Origin of the sequence: Mycobacterium sp. pUA109 (assembly GCF_041287095.1) — a bacterium.
In the GTDB taxonomy this organism is placed as follows: domain Bacteria; phylum Actinomycetota; class Actinomycetes; order Mycobacteriales; family Mycobacteriaceae; genus Mycobacterium.
Genome location: NZ_JBGGKS010000040.1, coordinates 1 through 17,679, shown reverse-complemented (window position 1 = coordinate 17,679; position 17,679 = coordinate 1). Strand labels below are relative to the sequence as shown.

Below are 17,679 nucleotides of genomic sequence, written 5' to 3'. Positions count from 1 at the left end.
CCGAGAGGTTCACGTACGGTTCTGTGGGAGCCGGGGGGTGCGACTCCCCCCGGCTACCCGACCCGGCCGACACGCCGTGGTGAATACGTGTTTTGCGCACGTTCGCGACGGCGGCGCGGGTAGCCTTGCCCATCGACAGCGACGCGAAGGGGACGGTTCATGGCCGGGAAATTGCTCGTCATCGGAGCGGCCGCGGCGGCCGCGATCGGAGCCGCAGCCGCCGGGGCGACGGCGGCCGTCGGCGGCACGTCGGCGCAGGTCCAGCCCGTCGTCTTCGGTGCCCCGCTGCCGCTGGACCCGCCGCCGGCGCCACCGGCGCCCAACCCGGCGCCGGAGCCCGCCGAGAACCCGGGCCCCGGCCAGAATCTGCCCAGCAATCAGCAGGTGACCGACATCTTGACGAACCTGACCAATGCGGGCGTCTCCTACAAGGACAAGCAGAACCTGGTCGAAAACGGCATCGCCTCCAACGATGGTCATGTGCTGGACCACAACCTGCGGAAGTCCTACCGGGACGGGGAGCTGCCGTACACGTTCAACGTGGTGAATGTCGCCCCGTCCGGCCCCAACCAGGCCGTCGCCAACGTGGAGATCTCCGGGCCCAAGATGGCCCCGGACACCAAGCCGCTGATGTTCGTCGACCAGGGCGGCTGGGTGCTCACCCACGACTCCGCGGTGGAGTTGATGCAGGCGCTGGCGCCGCACTGACGCTCGGCTACCCGGCCACCGCACTCAGGTCGATCCGCGCGATGCGGGCCGGGTCGGCCAGCACGTCGATCGCGGCGACCCGCCCGCCGCGCACCACAAAGCCCATGATCGCGTTCGCCTGACCGTCGACGAACACCACCACGCCGGCCGCGCCGTTGACGGTGGCGTCGTGCAGCTGGCGTTGCGGCGCGGCGTAGCTGTGCGCCAACCCGGCCACCGCCGCCGCGCCCCGCACCGTGCGCACCGCCCCGGGACCGAAATCGCCGCGCGCCACCACCTCGGGGTCCAGCACCGACACCAACCGGTCGAAGTCGCCGGCGCGGCCGGCGGCGAAAAACGCGTCGACCACCTCGCGTTGGGCGGTCAACCCGCAGTCGGGTTGCGCCCCGGCGTCCCGGATGCGGCGCCGGGCGCGGCTGGCCAACTGCCGGGCGGCCGCCGGGGTGCGGTCCACAACGGCGGCGACGTCCTCGAACGGCACCGCGAACACGTCGTGCAGCACCAGCGCCAGCCGCTCGGCCGGCGGCAACGTCTCCAACACCACGAACAACGCTAAGCCCACCGAATCCGCCAGCAGCGCTTGGTGTTCCGGGCCGGCCGCCGGTTCCACCACCGGGTCCGGCACCTGCACGACGAACGCGTCCTGGGTCCGTCGGGCGCGCAGCATGTTCAAGCAGATCCGCGCCACCACCGTCGTCAACCAGGCGTCGACGTTGGCGATCTCACCGGAGTCCCCGCGCAGCCGCAGCCACGCTTCCTGCACCGCATCCTCGGCGTCGTCGACCGAGCCCAGCATGCGGTGCGCGAGGGCGCGCAGCCGCGGCCGTGCCTCCTCGAAACATGCCGTCAGCGACGGGATTTCGGTCATCGGCGGTCGGGGATTGCGCACACCCGGCCGGCGGAAAAGCCCGACGAGCCGATATCCAACGCCAGGTTGAAGCGGGCCCGAAAGTTACCCAGGTTGATGACGTGGGTGAGCGCAACGAGTTGCGGGGTGTCGAACTGGGCCCGCAGCGCGTCGAACAGCTCGTCGCTGACCTGCACCGGGGTGCGGCTCATCGCGGTGGCGTAGTCCAGGATCAGCTTGTCGACGTCGGAGAAGCACGCGGCGTTGCGGTAGTCGGCCAGCGCCAGCAATTCCTCGTCGGTGATCCCGATCCCGCGGGCGATCTGGGAGCCCAGGTCGATGCAGTACTCGCAGCGCACCGTCGTCGCCGCCTTGAGCTCGGCCAACGCGCGGTCGCGGGGGCTGAGGACGTCCAGCTTGGACTCCGACAGTTCCAGGCGACCGATTGCGTTGAGCAGGCCCGGAATATGGGCATACATCCGCAGCGGCTCCAGCATGGTCGCGGTGTGCAGTCCGGTCATCTGCTTGAACCGTCGCTTGGTGAAAAAGAACGCGAGCTTGGCGCCCGGGCCGGCATCCCGGTCGGACACCCCGGCGAGTCGTGGCATTGGTGCTCCTCGGTGTAGTGGGTTCACTACTTCGACACCCGGCGCGCGGTGAATGTGACCGATCGGCGGGCGCGAGCGTGCGCAGTTCCGGCGACCCGCCCGGTGTGTCGACCGGGGACACGCACGCTCGCGGAAGAGTTAGGCCAACACGTCCATGTCGAACACGCGGGCGTGCAGCACGGTGCGGTTCCGCAGCGCGGCCCGCACCGCCCGGTGCAGGCCGTCTTCCAGATACACGATGCCCTTCCACTTCACCGCGTGCGGGAACAAATCCCCGTAGAAGGTGGAATCCTCCGACAGCAGCCGGTCCAGCGCCAGCACCGTGGTGGTGGTGACCAATTCATCCAGCCGGATCTGCCGCGGCGGAATCTGCGACCAATCCCGGTAGGACAACCCATGCTCGGGGTAGGGCTTACCCTCCCTGACCCCTTTGAAAATCATCGGCCGACCGTCCCCCGCGACGCCCGCCGCCTCGGCGTGACCATGGTCAGACAGGGTAGTCCCTGGCCGGGCGAAGCGGTCAAGTGAGCGCAGCCAGCAGCAGGTCATCGAGCGCGCTGCGACGGCGCGGCGGCGCGTCACCGTAAAATGGACCGGTCGAGGAGGTGAACGCAACGATGGGAAGCGCCGACGACCGCCGTTTCGAGGTGCTGCGCGCTATCGTCGCCGACTTCGTCGCCACCAAAGAACCGATCGGCTCGAAGTCCCTGGTCGAGCGGCACAACCTGGGTGTCTCCTCGGCCACGGTCCGCAACGATATGGCGGTGCTGGAGGCGGAGGGCTACATCACCCAGCCGCACACCAGCTCGGGCCGGGTGCCCACCGAGAAGGGCTACCGCGAGTTCGTTGACCGGATCGAGGACGTCAAACCGCTGTCGACGGCCGAACGCAGCGCCATCCTGTCCTTCCTGGAGTCCGGGGTCGACCTCGACGACGTGCTGCGCCGGGCGGTGCGGCTGCTGGCCCAGCTGACCCGCCAGGTGGCGGTGGTGCAGTATCCGACGCTGTCCCGCTCCACGGTGCGCCACCTGGAGGTGGTGGCGCTGTCCCCGGCCCGGCTGCTGCTGGTGGTGATCACCGACTCGGGCCGGGTCGATCAGCGCATCGTGGAACTCGGCGACGTCATCGACGACCACCAGGTGGCCCAGCTGCGGGAGCTGCTCGGCCAGGCGCTGGAGGGCAAGAAGCTGCCGGCGGCCTCGGTGGCGGTCGCGGACCTGGCCAGCCAGCTCGACGGCACCGGCGGGTTGGGCGACGCCGTCGGCCGCGCGGCGACGGTGCTGCTGGAGTCGCTGGTGGAGCACAACGACGAGCGTTTGCTGCTGGGGGGCACCGCCAACCTGACCCGCAACACCGCCGACTTCGGCGGTTCGCTGCGCTCCATCCTGGAGGCGCTGGAGGAGCAGGTGGTGGTGCTGCGGCTGCTGACCGCCCAGCAGGAGGCCGGCAAGGTCACCGTGCGGATCGGCCACGAGACCGAGGCCGAGCAGATGGTGGGCACCTCGGTGGTGTCGACCGCGTACGGGTCGATGGACACCATCTACGGCGGGATGGGGGTGCTGGGCCCCACTCGAATGGACTATCCAGGAACTATCGCTAGTGTCGCTGCGGTTGCTTTGTACATCGGCGAAGTACTGGGTGCCCGATGAACGTGCATCCAGGGATTTGAACGAGGCCGCCCGGGGCGGCGTGGGAAAGGTCAAGCGTGGCACGCGATTATTACGGTCTGCTCGGCGTGGGCAGAAACGCGAGCGATACAGAGATCAAACGCGCCTACCGCAAGCTGGCGCGTGAGCTGCATCCCGACATCAACCCCGACGAGGCAGCGCAGGCCAAATTCCAGGAGATCAGCGTCGCCTACGAGGTGCTGTCCGACCCCGAGAAGCGCCGCATCGTCGACCTGGGCGGGGATCCGCTGGAGAACGCCGCGGCCGCCGGCGGCGGTGGCTTCGCCGGCTTCGGCGGCCTGGGCGACGTGTTCGAGGCGTTCTTCGGCGGCGGCACCGCCGCGCGCGGGCCGGTCGGCCGGGTCCGGCCCGGGTCGGATTCGCTGCTGCGGATGCGGCTGGACCTCGCCGAGTGCGCCACCGGGGTGACCAAGCAGGTCACCGTGGACACCGCCGTGCTGTGCGACCGCTGCCAGGGCCGCGGCACCAACGGCGACTCGCAGCCGGTGGCGTGCGACACCTGCGGGGGACGCGGCGAAGTGCAAAGCGTGCAACGCTCGCTGCTCGGTCAGGTGATGACGTCGCGGCCGTGCCCGACCTGCCGCGGCGTCGGCGAGGTCATCCTCGACCCCTGCTATCAGTGCGGCGGCGACGGCCGGGTGCGGGCGCGCCGGGAGATCAGCGTGAAGATCCCGGCCGGTGTCGGCGACGGGATGCGGGTCCGGCTGGCCGCCCAGGGCGAGGTGGGCCCGGGTGGCGGGCCGGCCGGTGACCTGTATGTCGAGGTGCACGAGCAGGCCCACGACATCTTTGTCCGCGACGGTGACGACCTGCACTGCACCGTCTCGGTGCCGATGGTCGACGCGGCGCTGGGCACCTCGGTCAAGGTGGACGCCATCCTGGACGGGCTCACCGAGATCACCGTCGCTCCGGGCACCCAGCCCGGCGCGGTGATCACCCTGCGCGGCCACGGCATGCCGCACCTGCGGTCCGGGGTGCGCGGCGACCTGCACGTGCACGTCGAGGTGGTGGTGCCCGACCGGCTGGATGGCCGCGACACCGAACTGCTGCGCGAACTGAAGAGCCGACGCAGCCGCGACACCGCCGAGGTCCGGTCCACGCAGGGCACCGCCAGCAGCGGACTGTTCAGCCGGCTGCGCGAGACGTTCACCGGACGCTGACCTTGGCGGGCCTGTTCTACATCGACGACGTGCCGGACGTCGGGGAGCTGGCCGTCCTGCGTGACGAGGAGGAGGTCTTTCACGCCACCGTGGTGCGGCGGATTCGTCGCGGCGAGCAGGTGACGTTCAGCGACGGCGCCGGCCAGCTGGCCCGCTGCGACGTCGAACAGGCCGACCGCGGGGGCTTGGTGGCGCGGGTGCGGGAACGCTGGCGGGTTGACCCGGCCGCGCCGCCGGTGACGGTGGTGCAGGCACTGCCCAAATCCGACCGGTCCGAGCTGGCGATCGAACTGGCCACCGAGGCCGGCGCCGACGCGTTCCTGGCCTGGGCCGCCGCGCGTTGCGTGGCCCGCTGGGACGGCGCCCGCGTCGACAAGGGGCTGCGCCGCTGGCGCGCGGTGGCCCGGGCCGCGGCCGCCCAGTCGCGGCGCGCCCACATCCCGGCGGTGGACGGGGTGCTGTCCACCCCGGCGCTGGCCGACCTGGTCCGGGACCGGGTGGCCTCGGGCGCGGTGGTGGCGGTGTTGGACGCCTCGGCTGCAGACGGGCTGGCCGACCTGCCGCTGGCGCCGGCGAGTGCGTTGCTGCTGGTGGTCGGCCCGGAAGGCGGTGTCACCGACGACGAGCTGGCGGCGCTGACCGCCGCGGGCGCCGTCGCGGTCCGGCTGGGCCCGACCGTGCTGCGCACCTCGAGCGCGGCCGCGGTCGCGTTGGGCGCGGTGGGGGTGCTGACCGGCCGCTGGGGGTGAGTGTCGCGTTTTGCTGCGCCGAGACTGCCCGCTTTTTGCGCCGAGATCGACGCTACCGTGGCGTCTACCCGCACATTTGCGCGCTGGTGTCGATCTCGGACGCCAGCGACCCCGCAACTGCGTGGACGTGACGGTGCCCGACGGTAGAATCAAGGCAATCTTTCGACCGCGCCGACCCGGAAAGCAGGCACTGACCCCCCTTGACGCCCCGCGACACCAACGCTGTTGAGCCGTCCAGTTCCCAGGTTCGCAGCAACATCAATGTTCCGCCCGACCTCGTCGTGGGTCTACTGGGTTCGGCCGACGAAAACCTGCGCGCCCTGGAACGGGTGCTGACCGCCGATCTGCATGTGCGGGGCAACGCCATCACGCTGTCCGGGGAACCCGCCGACGTGGCGCTGGCCGAACGGGTGGTCTCCGAACTGCTCGCGATCGTGGCCGGCGGTCAGCCGCTGACCCCCGAAGCGGTGCGCCACAGCGTGGCGATGCTGACCGGCACCGGCAGCGAATCCCCGGCCGAGGTACTCACCCTCGACATCCTGGCCCGGCGGGGCAAGACGATCCGGCCGAAAACGCTGAACCAGAAGCGCTATGTCGACGCCATCGACGCCAACACCATCGTGTTCGGCATCGGCCCCGCCGGCACCGGCAAAACGTATCTGGCGATGGCCAAAGCGGTCAGCGCACTGCAGGCCAAACAGGTCACCCGCATCATCTTGACCCGGCCTGCGGTGGAAGCCGGTGAGCGCCTTGGGTTTTTACCCGGAACCCTGAGCGAAAAGATCGACCCGTATCTGCGTCCGTTGTACGACGCGCTCTACGACATGATGGATCCCGAGCTGATCCCCAAGCTGATGAGCGCTGGCGTGATCGAGGTGGCGCCGCTGGCCTACATGCGGGGCCGGGCGCAACCGGTGTTCACCAAAGTGTTGACGCCCAACGGCTTCCGTCCGATCGGCGAGCTTCAGGTCGGGGATTTCGTGATCGGCTCGGACGGCCGCCCCACCGAGGTGCTCGGCGTTTATCCCCAGGGCTTCAAGGAGATCTATCGGGTCCACACACAGGATGGTGCGTCGACGCTGGCCTCCGGTGACCATCTGTGGTCGGTCCACACCCGTGACGATCGGCGTCGCGGGAAATCGGCGCGGGTGCTGCGCACCAAGGAGATGATCGGCAACCTCCGTGCGGCGCACTACCACCGCTACGAGCTACCGCTGATCAGTGCGCCGGTGAACTTCGAATCACGGCCGGCCCCTCTCGACCCGTACGCTCTCGGCCTGCTGCTGGGCGACGGGTGTCTGACCTGTTCGACGACTCCCGGCTTCTCCTCCAACGATCCCGAATTGGCGGACGCTCTGGGACGGCTCATCCCTGGGATCGCGGTGCGCCAGAGGTCCGCGGTGGATTACGTATTGAATCGGGCCCGCGGCCCCGGTCAGGTTGTCACCAGGGAGAACCCGGTCACGGGTGCAGTACGTCAATTGGGTCTGGCCGGCACAGGGTCGGCCACCAAGTTCATTCCTGAGGACTACCTGCTCAACTCGCCCGAGGTGCGGCTTGCGGTTCTCCAGGGACTTCTCGACTCCGACGGTGGCCCAGTGACACAGCCAGGACGGACGTGCCGTATCCAGTTCACGACAGTGTCTGATCGACTGCGCGATGACGTGGTGTTCCTGGTCCAATCGCTCGGTGGTGTCGTCAACCAGCGCACCAGGCCGGCCGCGGGGCGAAAACCCGGACTGGCGCGTGGTCGGGCCGTGCATCACCGATTCGATGCACACATCCTCGATATCCGCCTGCCCGAGGGGGTTGTCCCGTTCCGGCTGGCCAGTAAGGCGGCGAAGTACGACACGACCGGCGGTGGACGGCCGATGCGTTTCGTCGACCGCATCGAGCCCGCAGGCACCGAAGAGGCGGTGTGCATCCAGGTCGCCGCCGCGGACTCGCTGTACGTCACCGAGGATTTCCTGCTCACCCACAACACCCTTAATGACGCGTTCATTGTCCTGGACGAGGCGCAGAACACCACCGCCGAGCAGATGAAGATGTTTTTGACCCGGCTGGGTTTCGGGTCCAAGGTGGTGGTCACCGGCGACATCACCCAGATCGACTTGCCCGGCGGTGCCCGATCGGGTCTGCGGGCCGCTGTGGACATCCTGGACGGCATCGACGACATCCACATCGCGGAGCTGACCAGCGCCGATGTGGTGCGCCACCGGCTGGTGTCGGCGATCGTGGACGCCTACGAGCGACACGAGGCCAAGTATCAGGGGCCCGGCCTGGGCATGAACCGGGCCGCGCGGCGCACCGCCAACGCCCGCGGGGCCGCCCGCACCCGCCGGTGAGCCCGCGATGAGTATCGAGGTATCCAACGAATCCGGCCTCGACGTCTCCGAAGTCGAACTGGTCAGCGTCGCCCGGTTCGTGCTGTCCGCGATGAACGTCAACCCGGCCGCCGAACTGTCCATGGTGCTGGTGGACACCGCCGCGATGGCCGATCTGCACATGCGCTGGATGGATCTGCCCGGCCCCACCGACGTGATGAGCTTCCCGATGGACGAGCTCGAGCCGGGCGGGCGCCCCGACGCCCCCGAGCCGGGCCCGTCGCTGCTGGGCGACATCGTGTTGTGCCCGGAGTTCGCCGCCGAGCAGGCCACCGCCGCCGGGCATTCGCTGGGCCACGAGCTGGCGTTGCTGACCGTGCACGGGGTGCTGCATCTGCTGGGCTACGACCATGCCGAGCCGGACGAGGAGAAGGAGATGTTCGCCCTGCAACGGCGACTCCTCGAGGAGTGGGTCGCCGATCAGGTCGAGGGCTACCGCCAGGACCGCCAGACCGAGAAGGATCAGCGGTTGCTGGACAAGTCAAGGTATTTCGACGAACCGTGAGCGGACTGGGGCTGCTGCTCGGCGTCATCGCGCTGGTGTGCCTGGGCGGGTTATTTGCGGCGATCGACGCCGCGATCGGCACGGTGTCGCTGGCCCGGGTCGACGAACTGGTCCGCGACGAGCGGCCCGGTGCGGTGCGGCTGGCCACGGTGATGGCCGAACGTGCCCGCTACATCAACCTGGTCGTGTTGTTGCGGATCACCTGTGAGATCACCGCGACGGCGCTGCTGGTGTTTTTGCTGCACGCGGTGCTCGGCCTGGACTGGGGGCTGTTCGCCGCCGCGGCGGTCATGGTGGTCACCAGCTTCGTCGTCATCGGGGTGGGGCCGCGGACCCTGGGGCGGCAGAACGCCTACTCGATTGCGCTGGCGGCAGCGCTTCCGCTGCAAGTGATTTCGGTGCTGCTGGCGCCGATCAGCCGGCTGCTGATCGTGGTCGGTAACGCGCTGACCCCGGGTCGCGGCTTCCGCAACGGGCCGTTCGCGTCCGAGATCGAGCTGCGTGAAGTCGTCGACCTGGCCCAACAGCGCGGCGTGGTCGCCGCCGACGAGCGCCGCATGATCCAGTCGGTGTTCGAGCTCGGCGACACCCCCGCCCGCGAGGTGATGGTGCCGCGCACCGAGATGGTGTGGATCGAACACGACAAATCCGCCGGCCAGGCCACCTCGCTGGCGGTGCGCAGCGGCCATTCCCGCATCCCGGTGATCGGCGAGAACGTCGACGACATCCTGGGCGTGGTGTTTCTCAAAGACCTTGTGCAGCAGACGTATTACTCCACCAACGGGGGACGGGACACCACCGTGAGCCAGGTCATGCGCCCGGCGGTGTTCGTCCCGGACTCCAAACCGCTGGATGCGCTGCTGCGCGAAATGCAGCGTGACCGCAACCATATGGCGTTGCTGGTCGACGAGTACGGCGCGATCGCCGGCCTGGTCACCATCGAGGACGTGCTGGAGGAGATCGTCGGGGAGATCGCCGACGAGTACGACGTGGGGGAGACGGCGCCGGTAGAAGACCTGGGCGACAACCGGTTCCGGGTGTCGGCGCGGCTGCCGATCGCCGACGTCGGCGAGCTGTACGGGGTGGAGTTCGACGACGACCTCGACGTCGACACGGTCGGCGGGCTGCTGGCCCTGGAACTGGGCCGGGTGCCGCTGCCCGGCGCGGAGGTAACCTCACACGGACTGCGACTGCACGCCGAGGGCGGGCCCGACCACCGCGGGCGGCTGCGCATCGGCACGGTCCTGGTCAGCCCGGTCGAATCCAATGGTCAGGAGGCCTGATGCCCGAGCCGCTCGACGCCGAGGACACCAAGCTGGTGGTGTTGGCCCGGGGCGCCATGGGGCGGACCGAATCCGACAGCGGGGCGGCGGTACGTGACCTGGACGGACGCACCTACGCCGGCGCGCCGGTGCGGCTGGCGGCGCTGGCCTTGACCGCGCTGCAGGCGGCGGTGGCCGCGGCGGTGTCGTCCGGCGCGGCCGGGCTAGAGGCCGCGGTGCTGGTGGGCGGCACCGCCGACGACGCCGGGGTGGCGGCGGTGCGCGAGCTGTCGCCGACGGCCGCGGTGATCGTCACCGACCGCGCCGGATCCCCGCTGTGAGCGCTGAGTTCCGTTCCGGCTTCGTGTGTTTCGTCGGCCGCCCCAACACCGGCAAGTCGACGCTGACCAATGCGCTGGTGGGCGCCAAGGTGGCGATCACCTCGAATCGGCCGCAGACCACCCGGCACACCATCCGCGGCATCGTGCACCGGGAGAACTTCCAGATCATTCTGGTCGACACGCCCGGCCTGCACCGCCCCCGCACGCTGCTGGGCAAACGGCTCAACGACCTGGTCCGCGACACCTACGCCGAAGTCGACGTGATCGGGTTGTGCATCCCCGCCGATGAGGCGATCGGGCCGGGGGACCGCTGGATCGTTGAGCAGATCCGCGCGGTGGCGCCCAAAACGACGCTGCTGGTCGTCGTCACCAAAACCGACAAGGTGTCCCGGGACAAGCTGGCCGCCCAGTTGGTCGCCGTCAGCGAACTCGCCCCGGAAGCCGAGATCGTGCCGGTGTCGGCGATATCCGGCGAGCAGGTCGACGTGCTGATCGACGTGCTGGCCGCGGCGCTGCCGCCGGGCCCGGCCTTCTACCCGGACGGCGAGCTCACCGACGAGCCCGAAGAGGTCCTGATGGCCGAGTTCATCCGGGAGGCCGCGTTGGAGGGGGTGCGCGACGAACTGCCGCACTCGTTGGCGGTGGTGATCGAGGAGGTCCGCCCGCGCGAGGACCGCGACGACCTGATCGATGTGCACGCCAACCTCTACGTCGAGCGGTCCAGCCAGAAGGGCATCGTGATCGGCAAGGGCGGCGCCCGGCTGCGGGAAGTCGGGACCACCGCGCGCCGCCAGATCGAGAAGCTGCTGGGCACCAAGGTCTACCTGGACCTGCACGTCAAGATCGCCAAGAACTGGCAGCGCGACCCCAAACAGCTGGGCCGGCTGGGTTTTTAAGTCACCCGTTGTGCTGGGGGCAATAGGCGGCGACCGAGGCCCCCAAAAACGCGCCGGCCTGCCACTCCAGCAGCGTGGGGTTGTCCGACATCATCAGCGACAAGATGTCCTTGTCGGGTTTATCGTCGTCCAGCGCCTGGCACACCCGCTGCGCGTAGGAGATCGCGGCGTCCGGCGAGGCGTAGGTGATTTGCGCCTGGTCGAGGGTATGCAGGAACTCGGTATCGACGGGTCCGGTGGCGTGCGCAGGCGACGCTAGCGTTACTCCCAGACCGACCAGCGGGGCGAGCAAGTTAGCAAGTCTCATTATTGCGTTGAGTTTACCCGGGACCCCGGCGGCATCCGCACCCGCGCGGCTATGAGCGTGCTCACGAATCCCCGGTGTTCCACCACACCGTGGGCTGTTTGGCCGCCCAGCCGCTGAGCGCCTCCAGTTCGGCGGCCAGCGAGATCAGCATCGGCTCACTGTTGGCCGGGCCCATCAGCTGCACCCCGATCGGCAACCCGTCGGAGGTGAACCCGGCCGGCACGTTGATCGACGGCCAGCCCAGCACATTCCACGGCCAGGTCACCGGGCACGCCGCGATCATCGCCCGGTCGGTGTCCAGGGCGCCCAACCCGTCGAAGGCGTGCACCGCCGGCGGCGGCTGCGCGGTGGTCGGCGCCAGCACCACGTCGACGATCCGGAAGATCGACCCCACCCGGCGGTGGTCGGCGGCCTCGCGGGCGCGCGCCGTGCGCAGCACCGCCTGCGACAGCACCCGCCCGATGCGCATATTGGCCACCGTGCGCCGGTCCAGGGTGACGTCGTCGCCGAGCCGCTCCGCCCAGTCCAGCAACCCCGCCGTGGACCGGGCCAAAAAGTTCCACGACAGCCGCAGCCCGTAGTCGGGGTTGCCGGAGACCACGGTGTGGCCGAGCAGCTCGAGCTGCTCGGCCACCCGGTGCAGCGCCGCGGCGATCTGCGGGTGCAGTTTGGCCGGGAACACGGTGTAGGGGAACTGGGTCGACACCGCGATCCGCAGCTCCCCGGCGGCCCGGCCGACGTAGTCCGACATCGTCACCGGCGGCGGCTTGTGCAGGTCCCCGTCGACGTTGCCGGCGGCCGCGTCGAGCACCAGCGCCGCATCGGCCACGGTGCGGGCCAACACCCCGTGCACGGTGATGCCGTTGAACGCCTCCGGCCACGGCCAGGTGGAGATGCGGCCCCGTTGCGGCTTGATCCCGACCAGATGCGTCCACGCCGCCGGGATCCGGACACTGCCGGCCCCGTCGGACCCGATCGCCGCGGCGACCAGTCCGGCGGCCACCGCGGCCGCGCTGCCGCCCGACGAGCCGCCCGGCGTGTGCCGGCGCGACCACGGGTTGTGGGTGTAGCCGAACCCGGGTCCGCTGGTGAACGGCCACTGACCCAGCTCGCAGGTGTTGGTTTTCCCGACGATCACCGCGCCGGCGGCTTTGAGCCGGCGCACCACCTCGGCGTCGGCGCCGGCCGGCCGCACCGACTCCGAGACATACCCGGAGCTGCCGTAGGCGGTGGGCACCCCGGCGACGTCGGTGTCGTCCTTGACCGCGATCGGCACCCCCAGCAGCGGCGCGGTGTCCCCGGCGGCCCGGCGCTTATCGGCTTCCGCGGCGTCGGTCAGCGCCGACTCGGTGAGCACCACCCGGAACGCGTTGAGGGTGGACTGGCTGGCGTTGATGGCGCGCAGCGAGCGCCGAACCATCTCGACCGAGCTCACCTCGCGGCTGGCCAGCTGGTAGAGCTGATCGGTCAGGGTCGGAAAGCGGCGATGGACAGTCATCTCTGATGAGGGTATCGGCGCGCATCCGCGGCGACGGTGCCACGTGATGCCAGACTGGTGCAATGCGGTTGTATCGGGACCGGGCGGTGGTGTGCCGCCAACACAAGCTCGGCGAAGCCGACCGCATCGTCACGCTGCTGACCCGTGACCACGGGCTGGTCCGCGCGGTCGCCAAGGGGGTGCGTCGCACCCGCAGCAAGTTCGGCGCCCGCCTGGAACCCTTCGCGCACATCGACGTCCAACTGCACCCCGGCCGCAACCTGGACATCGTCACCCAGGTGGTGTCGCTGGACGCGTTCGCCACCGACATCGTCAGCGATTACGGCCGCTACACCTGCGCGTGCGCGATCCTGGAGACCGCCGAGCGGCTCGCCGGCGAGGAGCGGGCCCCGGCCCCGGCGCTGCACCGGCTCACCGTGGGCGCGTTGCGGGCGGTGGCCGACGGGCAGCGGCCCCGGGAACTGGTGCTGGACGCCTACCTGCTGCGGGCGATGGGGGTCGCCGGATGGGCGCCGGCGCTGACCGAATGCGCCCGCTGCGCCGCGCCGGGCCCGCACCGGGCGTTTCACATCGCCGCCGGCGGCAGCGTCTGCGTGCACTGCCGCCCGGCCGGGTCCACCACCCCGCCGCTGGGGGTGCTGGACCTGATGTCCGCGCTGCACGACGGGGACTGGGAGGCCGCCCAGACCGCGTCGTCGGCGCATCGCAGCCAGGCCAGCGGTTTGGTGGCCGCCCACCTGCAATGGCACTTAGAACGCCAGCTGCGGACATTGCCGCTGGTGGAGCGCGCCTACCGGGCGGATCGCGAGGTTGCCGACCGGCGTGCGGCGCTAGTCGGGCAGGATGTGCCCCATGGCGAAACGGGTCAGCAGCGCGTGGGCTGAGCGCAGGAAGAAGACCGCAGACTTCCCCCAGCTTCCGCCGGCTCCTGACGACTACCCGGTGTTCCCGGACATCTCGACCTGGCCGGTCGTGTTCCCCGAGCTGCCCCCGACGCCGGGCGGCGGGCCGCGCCGACCCCCGCAGCACACCTCCAAGGCGGCGGCCCCGCAGATCCCCGCCGACCAGGTGCCCAACCACGTCGCCGTCGTGATGGACGGCAACGGGCGGTGGGCCACCCAACGCGGCCTGCACCGCACCGAGGGCCACAAGATGGGGGAGGCGGTGCTGATCGACATCACCTGCGGGGCCATCGAAATCGGGATCAAGCACCTGACCGTGTACGCGTTCTCCACCGAGAACTGGAAGCGCTCCACCGAGGAAGTGCGTTTTTTGATGGGCTTCAACCGCGAGGTGGTGCGGCGCCGGCGGATCAACCTCGACGCGATGGGGGTGCGGATGCGCTGGGTGGGGTCGCGGCCCCGGATGTGGCGCAGCGTCATCAAGGAGTTCGAGATCGCCGAGAACATGACGCTGGACAACGACGTCATCACCGTCAACTACTGCGTCAACTACGGCGGCCGCGCCGAAATCGCCGAAGCCGCAGCCGATATCGCCCGCGAAGCGGTGGCCGGCAAGCTGAACCCGGACCGGGTCACCGAGGCCACCGTGGCAAAGCACCTGCACCGCACCGACATCCCCGACGTGGACCTGCTGATCCGCACCTCCGGTGAGCAGCGGTCGTCCAACTTCATGCTGTGGCAGGCCGCGTACGCGGAGTTCATCTTTCAGGAAAAGCTGTGGCCCGACTATGACCGCCGCGACCTGTGGGCGGCGTGCGAGGAGTACGCGTCGCGGCACCGCCGGTTCGGGAGCGCGTGATGCCGTCCCTGCAGGAGCGGTTGGCCACCGTGCTGGCCGAGGTGCTGCCGGTCAGCGAGGAGGCCGACGGCGCGCTGACGGTCAACTACGGCGGCACCCTGGCGTCGCTGCGGGTGGTGACCATCGCCGAGGATCTGGACCTGGTGTCGCTGACCCAGGTGCTGGCCTGGGATCTGCCGCTGCACAAAAAGATCCGCGACCAGGTGGCCGAGCACGCGCGCACCACCCAGCTGGGCACGGTGACCCTGGTGGAGAAAACCAGTGCGACGGCCGCCAAACGCAACTCCGGTAAGACCGCCGACGTGCTGCTGCGCTACAACTTCCCCGGATCCGGTCTGGTCGACGAGGCGCTGCGCACCCTGGTGCTGCTGGTGCTGGAAAAAGGCGTCGACATCCGCGGTGAGCTCACTTCTTGACGGCTGCTGCTCGCTCGTCGAGATCGACGCCAGCGCGGAAAAATGCGAGAGAGCGTCACGGTAGCGTCGATCTCGGCGTGGGGACCGACCGGACGGGCCGTTAATCCTGGCAGTCGGCGCAGGTGCCGAAGATTTCGATGGTGTGGTTGACGTCGGAGAACCCGTGTTCGGCAGCGATGTCGGTGGCCCAGGTCTCGACCTGGTTGCCCTCCACCTCGACGGTGGAGCCGCAGCTGCGACACACCAGATGGTGATGGTGATGCTCCGAGCAGCGCCGGTAGACGGCCTCGCCGGTGTCGGTGCGCAGCGTGTCGACCAGGCCGGCGCCGGCCATCGCCTGCAGGGTGCGGTACACGGTGGTCAGCCCGATGTTCTCGCCGCGTCGGCGCAGCTCGTCGTGCAGCTCCTGGGCGGAGCGGAAGTCCTCGATGCTTTCCAGCAGCGCCGAGATCGCGGCCCGTTGCCGGGTCGACCGCACCCCGGTGTTGGTCACGGTCTGTCCTCGCCGGCGTGCGCGACGGCGTCGACGACGATGTGGGCGAGGTGGTGGTCGGCCAGCCGGTAGAGCACCTCGCGGCCGGAGCGCTCCCCGGCGACCACCCCGGCCGCCTTGAGGATCTTCAGGTGCTGGCTGACCAGCGGCTGCGGCACGCCCAGCGCGTCGACCAGCTCATGCACGCAGCGCTGGGATTCGCGCAGCTGCAGCACGATGGCGATCCGCACCGGCGCGGCCAGGGCCCGCAGCAGCTCGCCGGCGGCTTCGAGGATCTCCCGCGGCGGCGACGTGGGAAACGGGGTGCTGGTGTGCTGATGATCGGTCGGCGCGGAGCCCAGGTCGGCATCGCTCGCCGTAGACGTGACGGGAGACATCTCAACCACCTTCGCGCGGAACCTTGGGCCAACGGCCAAACTATTGGAAATCGTTTTCAGCTGGATTCTACTGTTCCATGCACGATGACGCATGTCAAAGCGTGTCGGGGGCTTCAGCGCTGGTCGCTACGATGGCTGATGCTCTCCGTGGCGGCGGCCCGCCGCCACGGTCCCCCTGGCAGCGAAAGACAGGAGTGCACCCACTCGTGGCGTCCGTCATCGATACCGTCGTCAACCTGGCGAAACGACGTGGCCTGGTCTACCCGTCCGGCGAAATCTACGGCGGCACCAAATCCGCGTGGGACTACGGGCCGCTGGGGGTGGAGCTCAAGGAGAACATCAAACGGCAGTGGTGGCGTTCGGTGGTGACCGCGCGCGACGACGTCGTCGGCCTGGATTCGTCGATCATCCTGCCGCGGGAGGTGTGGGTGGCTTCCGGGCACGTCGAGGTGTTCCACGACCCGCTGGTGGAGTGCCTGAACTGCCACAAGCGGCACCGCCAGGACCACCTGCAAGAGGCGTACGCGCTGAAAAAGGGCCTGGATAACCCCGACGACGCCCCGATGGGCGAGATCGTCTGCCCGGACTGCGGCACCAAGGGGCAGTGGACCGAGCCGCGCGAGTTCAACATGATGCTCAAGACCCATCTCGGGCCGATCGAAACCGAGGAGGGGCTGCACTATCTGCGCCCGGAAACCGCGCAGGGCATCTTCGTCAACTTCGCCAACGTGATGACGACCTCGCGGCGCAAACCGCCGTTCGGCATCGCCCAGACCGGCAAGAGCTTCCGCAACGAGATCACCCCGGGCAACTTCATCTTCCGCACCCGCGAGTTCGAGCAGATGGAGATGGAGTTCTTCGTCGAGCCCTCGACCGCACCGGAGTGGCACCAGTACTGGATCGACGAACGGCTGGCCTGGTATGTCGATTTGGGCATCGCCGCCGAGAACCTGCGGTTGTTCGAGCATCCGCAGGACAAGCTGTCGCACTACAGCGACCGCACCGTCGACATCGAGTACAAGTTCGGGTTCCAGAACAACCCGTGGGGCGAGCTGGAGGGGGTGGCCAACCGCACCGACTTCGACTTGTCCACCCACGCCAAGCATTCCGGCGCCGACCTGTCGTACTACGACCAGACCACCGAGGCCCGCTATGTGCCGTATGTGATCGAACCGGCGGCCGGGCTGACCCGTTCGTTCATGGCGTTTTTGATCGACGCCTACAACGAGGACGAGGCGCCCAACGCCAAAGGGGGAGTGGACAAACGCACGGTGCTGCGGCTGGATCCGCGGTTGGCGCCGGTGAAGGCCGCGGTGTTGCCGCTGTCCCGGCACGCCGACCTCTCGCCGAAGGCCCGGGACCTGGCCGCCGAGCTGCGCAAATGCTGGAACGTCGACTTCGACGACGCCGGCGCGATCGGGCGCCGCTACCGCCGCCAGGACGAGATCGGCACCCCGTTCTGTGTGACGGTGGACTTCGACACCCTCGACGACCAGGCCGTCACGGTGCGCGAACGCGACCAGATGACCCAGGAGCGGGTGGCCATCGACGCGGTGTCGGACTACCTGGCCACTCGCCTGAAAGGCTGCTGACCCGGTTTGCCGCGAGCGTGCGTAGTAAGAGAGTTATGACGCGTGTTGGCGAAGAAAGTGGCGTTTTTCTAGGAGATGGCGACGTCC

The 17,679-nt window shown here is 69.3% G+C and carries 19 protein-coding genes and 3 pseudogenes; 15 read left to right on the top strand and 7 right to left on the bottom strand.

Annotated elements, in window-relative coordinates:
- Positions 1–159: 159 nt before the first annotated feature.
- Positions 160–708, top strand: a complete 549-nt coding sequence (locus tag ACAG26_RS27300; protein WP_370486210.1) for a hypothetical protein — start codon at positions 160–162, stop codon at positions 706–708.
- Between the two features lie 7 nt (positions 709–715).
- Here ACAG26_RS27300 and ACAG26_RS27295 read toward each other — a convergent pair whose 3' ends face one another.
- From ACAG26_RS27295 to ACAG26_RS27285, 3 genes are all read right to left on the bottom strand, one after another.
- Entirely contained in the window at positions 716–1,576 is an 861-nt protein-coding gene (locus ACAG26_RS27295; protein ID WP_370486209.1) for a sigma-70 family RNA polymerase sigma factor, read from the bottom strand.
- Positions 1,573–2,163, bottom strand: coding sequence for a carboxymuconolactone decarboxylase family protein (locus ACAG26_RS27290; RefSeq protein WP_370486208.1), 591 nt, complete (start codon positions 2,161–2,163; stop codon positions 1,573–1,575). The genes ACAG26_RS27295 and ACAG26_RS27290 overlap by 4 nt, the downstream gene beginning before the upstream one ends.
- Positions 2,164–2,301: 138 nt before the next feature.
- Positions 2,302–2,604, bottom strand: coding sequence for a type II toxin-antitoxin system VapB family antitoxin (locus ACAG26_RS27285; RefSeq protein ID WP_071028289.1), 303 nt, complete (start codon positions 2,602–2,604; stop codon positions 2,302–2,304).
- Between the two features lie 176 nt (positions 2,605–2,780).
- Between ACAG26_RS27285 and hrcA the strand changes: the two genes are divergently transcribed.
- The 10 genes and pseudogenes from hrcA to era all read left to right on the top strand — a co-directional run bounded on the left by hrcA (position 2,781) and on the right by era (position 11,148).
- A complete protein-coding gene (hrcA, locus tag ACAG26_RS27280; RefSeq protein WP_370486207.1) occupies positions 2,781–3,812 on the top strand; it encodes a heat-inducible transcriptional repressor HrcA in 1,032 nt (343 codons plus the stop codon).
- A 56-nt stretch (positions 3,813–3,868) separates the two neighbouring features.
- Positions 3,869–5,011, top strand: a complete 1,143-nt coding sequence (gene dnaJ, locus ACAG26_RS27275) for a molecular chaperone DnaJ (protein WP_370486206.1) — start codon at positions 3,869–3,871, stop codon at positions 5,009–5,011.
- A gap of 2 nt (positions 5,012–5,013) precedes the next feature.
- The gene (locus ACAG26_RS27270; RefSeq protein WP_370486205.1) at positions 5,014–5,760 is read left to right on the top strand and encodes a 16S rRNA (uracil(1498)-N(3))-methyltransferase; all 747 of its coding nucleotides are present in this window, start codon (positions 5,014–5,016) and stop codon (positions 5,758–5,760) included.
- A gap of 200 nt (positions 5,761–5,960) precedes the next feature.
- Positions 5,961–6,665, top strand: a pseudogene (locus ACAG26_RS27265) (PhoH family protein); the annotation flags it as partial.
- Positions 6,654–7,481 (top strand): annotated as a pseudogene (locus ACAG26_RS27260) (LAGLIDADG family homing endonuclease); the annotation flags it as partial. The pseudogenes ACAG26_RS27265 and ACAG26_RS27260, both read left to right, overlap by 12 nt.
- Before the next feature lie 258 nt (positions 7,482–7,739).
- Positions 7,740–8,105: pseudogene (locus tag ACAG26_RS27255) on the top strand (PhoH family protein); the annotation flags it as partial.
- Positions 8,106–8,112: 7 nt separating this feature from the next.
- The gene (gene ybeY, locus ACAG26_RS27250) at positions 8,113–8,649 is read left to right on the top strand and encodes an rRNA maturation RNase YbeY (protein ID WP_370486204.1); all 537 of its coding nucleotides are present in this window, start codon (positions 8,113–8,115) and stop codon (positions 8,647–8,649) included.
- Entirely contained in the window at positions 8,646–9,932 is a 1,287-nt protein-coding gene (locus ACAG26_RS27245) for a hemolysin family protein (RefSeq protein WP_370486203.1), read from the top strand. The genes ybeY and ACAG26_RS27245 overlap by 4 nt, the downstream gene beginning before the upstream one ends.
- A complete protein-coding gene (locus tag ACAG26_RS27240; RefSeq protein WP_370486202.1) occupies positions 9,932–10,252 on the top strand; it encodes a cytidine deaminase in 321 nt (106 codons plus the stop codon). The genes ACAG26_RS27245 and ACAG26_RS27240 overlap by 1 nt, the downstream gene beginning before the upstream one ends.
- On the top strand, positions 10,249–11,148 hold the full coding sequence (era, locus tag ACAG26_RS27235) for a GTPase Era (protein WP_370486201.1): 900 nt from the start codon (positions 10,249–10,251) through the stop codon (positions 11,146–11,148). The genes ACAG26_RS27240 and era overlap by 4 nt, the downstream gene beginning before the upstream one ends.
- Before the next feature lies 1 nt (position 11,149).
- On the opposite strand, the gene ACAG26_RS27230 is transcribed toward era, so the two are convergent.
- Both ACAG26_RS27230 and ACAG26_RS27225 read right to left on the bottom strand, forming a co-directional pair.
- Entirely contained in the window at positions 11,150–11,455 is a 306-nt protein-coding gene (locus tag ACAG26_RS27230; protein WP_370486200.1) for a DUF732 domain-containing protein, read from the bottom strand.
- A 61-nt stretch (positions 11,456–11,516) separates the two neighbouring features.
- Positions 11,517–12,953, bottom strand: coding sequence for an amidase (locus tag ACAG26_RS27225; protein ID WP_370486199.1), 1,437 nt, complete (start codon positions 12,951–12,953; stop codon positions 11,517–11,519).
- Between the two features lie 62 nt (positions 12,954–13,015).
- On the opposite strand from ACAG26_RS27225, the gene recO reads away from it, so the two are divergent.
- Genes recO through ACAG26_RS27210 form a run of 3 tightly spaced genes read left to right on the top strand, consistent with a single transcriptional unit; the run spans position 13,016 to position 15,130 of the window.
- A complete protein-coding gene (gene recO / locus ACAG26_RS27220) occupies positions 13,016–13,837 on the top strand; it encodes a DNA repair protein RecO (protein ID WP_370486198.1) in 822 nt (273 codons plus the stop codon).
- Positions 13,806–14,714, top strand: coding sequence for a decaprenyl diphosphate synthase (locus tag ACAG26_RS27215; RefSeq protein ID WP_370486197.1), 909 nt, complete (start codon positions 13,806–13,808; stop codon positions 14,712–14,714). The genes recO and ACAG26_RS27215 overlap by 32 nt, the downstream gene beginning before the upstream one ends.
- A complete protein-coding gene (locus ACAG26_RS27210) occupies positions 14,714–15,130 on the top strand; it encodes a hypothetical protein (RefSeq protein ID WP_370486196.1) in 417 nt (138 codons plus the stop codon). Before ACAG26_RS27215 ends, ACAG26_RS27210 begins: the two co-directional genes overlap by 1 nt.
- 100 nt (positions 15,131–15,230) lie before the next feature.
- Here the strand turns inward: ACAG26_RS27210 and ACAG26_RS27205 are convergent, their stop codons facing one another.
- Positions 15,231–15,623, bottom strand: coding sequence for a Fur family transcriptional regulator (locus tag ACAG26_RS27205; RefSeq protein ID WP_370486195.1), 393 nt, complete (start codon positions 15,621–15,623; stop codon positions 15,231–15,233).
- Positions 15,620–16,000 (bottom strand): ArsR/SmtB family transcription factor, encoded by a 381-nt coding sequence (locus ACAG26_RS27200; RefSeq protein WP_370486194.1) that lies wholly within the window; start codon positions 15,998–16,000, stop codon positions 15,620–15,622. The genes ACAG26_RS27205 and ACAG26_RS27200 overlap by 4 nt, the downstream gene beginning before the upstream one ends.
- 194 nt (positions 16,001–16,194) lie before the next feature.
- Here ACAG26_RS27200 and ACAG26_RS27195 point away from each other — a divergent pair, with 194 nt between their 5' ends.
- A complete protein-coding gene (locus tag ACAG26_RS27195; RefSeq protein WP_370486193.1) occupies positions 16,195–17,592 on the top strand; it encodes a glycine--tRNA ligase in 1,398 nt (465 codons plus the stop codon).
- Positions 17,593–17,679 lie beyond the last annotated feature (87 nt).

Excerpts from the sequence above, each read along its gene's own strand:
- ACAG26_RS27300 (WP_370486210.1), top strand. The coding sequence starts at position 160 with ATGGCCGGGAAATTGCTCGTCATCGGAGCGGCCGCGGCGGCCGCGATC.
- ACAG26_RS27295 (WP_370486209.1), bottom strand. The coding sequence starts at position 1,576 with ATGACCGAAATCCCGTCGCTGACGGCATGTTTCGAGGAGGCACGGCCG.
- ACAG26_RS27290 (WP_370486208.1), bottom strand. The coding sequence starts at position 2,163 with ATGCCACGACTCGCCGGGGTGTCCGACCGGGATGCCGGCCCGGGCGCC.
- ACAG26_RS27285 (WP_071028289.1), bottom strand. The coding sequence starts at position 2,604 with ATGATTTTCAAAGGGGTCAGGGAGGGTAAGCCCTACCCCGAGCATGGG.
- hrcA (WP_370486207.1), top strand. The coding sequence starts at position 2,781 with ATGGGAAGCGCCGACGACCGCCGTTTCGAGGTGCTGCGCGCTATCGTC.
- ybeY (WP_370486204.1), top strand. The coding sequence starts at position 8,113 with ATGAGTATCGAGGTATCCAACGAATCCGGCCTCGACGTCTCCGAAGTC.
- ACAG26_RS27240 (WP_370486202.1), top strand. The coding sequence starts at position 9,932 with ATGCCCGAGCCGCTCGACGCCGAGGACACCAAGCTGGTGGTGTTGGCC.
- ACAG26_RS27230 (WP_370486200.1), bottom strand. The coding sequence starts at position 11,455 with ATGAGACTTGCTAACTTGCTCGCCCCGCTGGTCGGTCTGGGAGTAACG.
- ACAG26_RS27225 (WP_370486199.1), bottom strand. The coding sequence starts at position 12,953 with ATGACTGTCCATCGCCGCTTTCCGACCCTGACCGATCAGCTCTACCAG.
- recO (WP_370486198.1), top strand. The coding sequence starts at position 13,016 with ATGCGGTTGTATCGGGACCGGGCGGTGGTGTGCCGCCAACACAAGCTC.
- ACAG26_RS27215 (WP_370486197.1), top strand. The coding sequence starts at position 13,806 with ATGGCGAAACGGGTCAGCAGCGCGTGGGCTGAGCGCAGGAAGAAGACC.
- ACAG26_RS27210 (WP_370486196.1), top strand. The coding sequence starts at position 14,714 with ATGCCGTCCCTGCAGGAGCGGTTGGCCACCGTGCTGGCCGAGGTGCTG.
- ACAG26_RS27200 (WP_370486194.1), bottom strand. The coding sequence starts at position 16,000 with ATGTCTCCCGTCACGTCTACGGCGAGCGATGCCGACCTGGGCTCCGCG.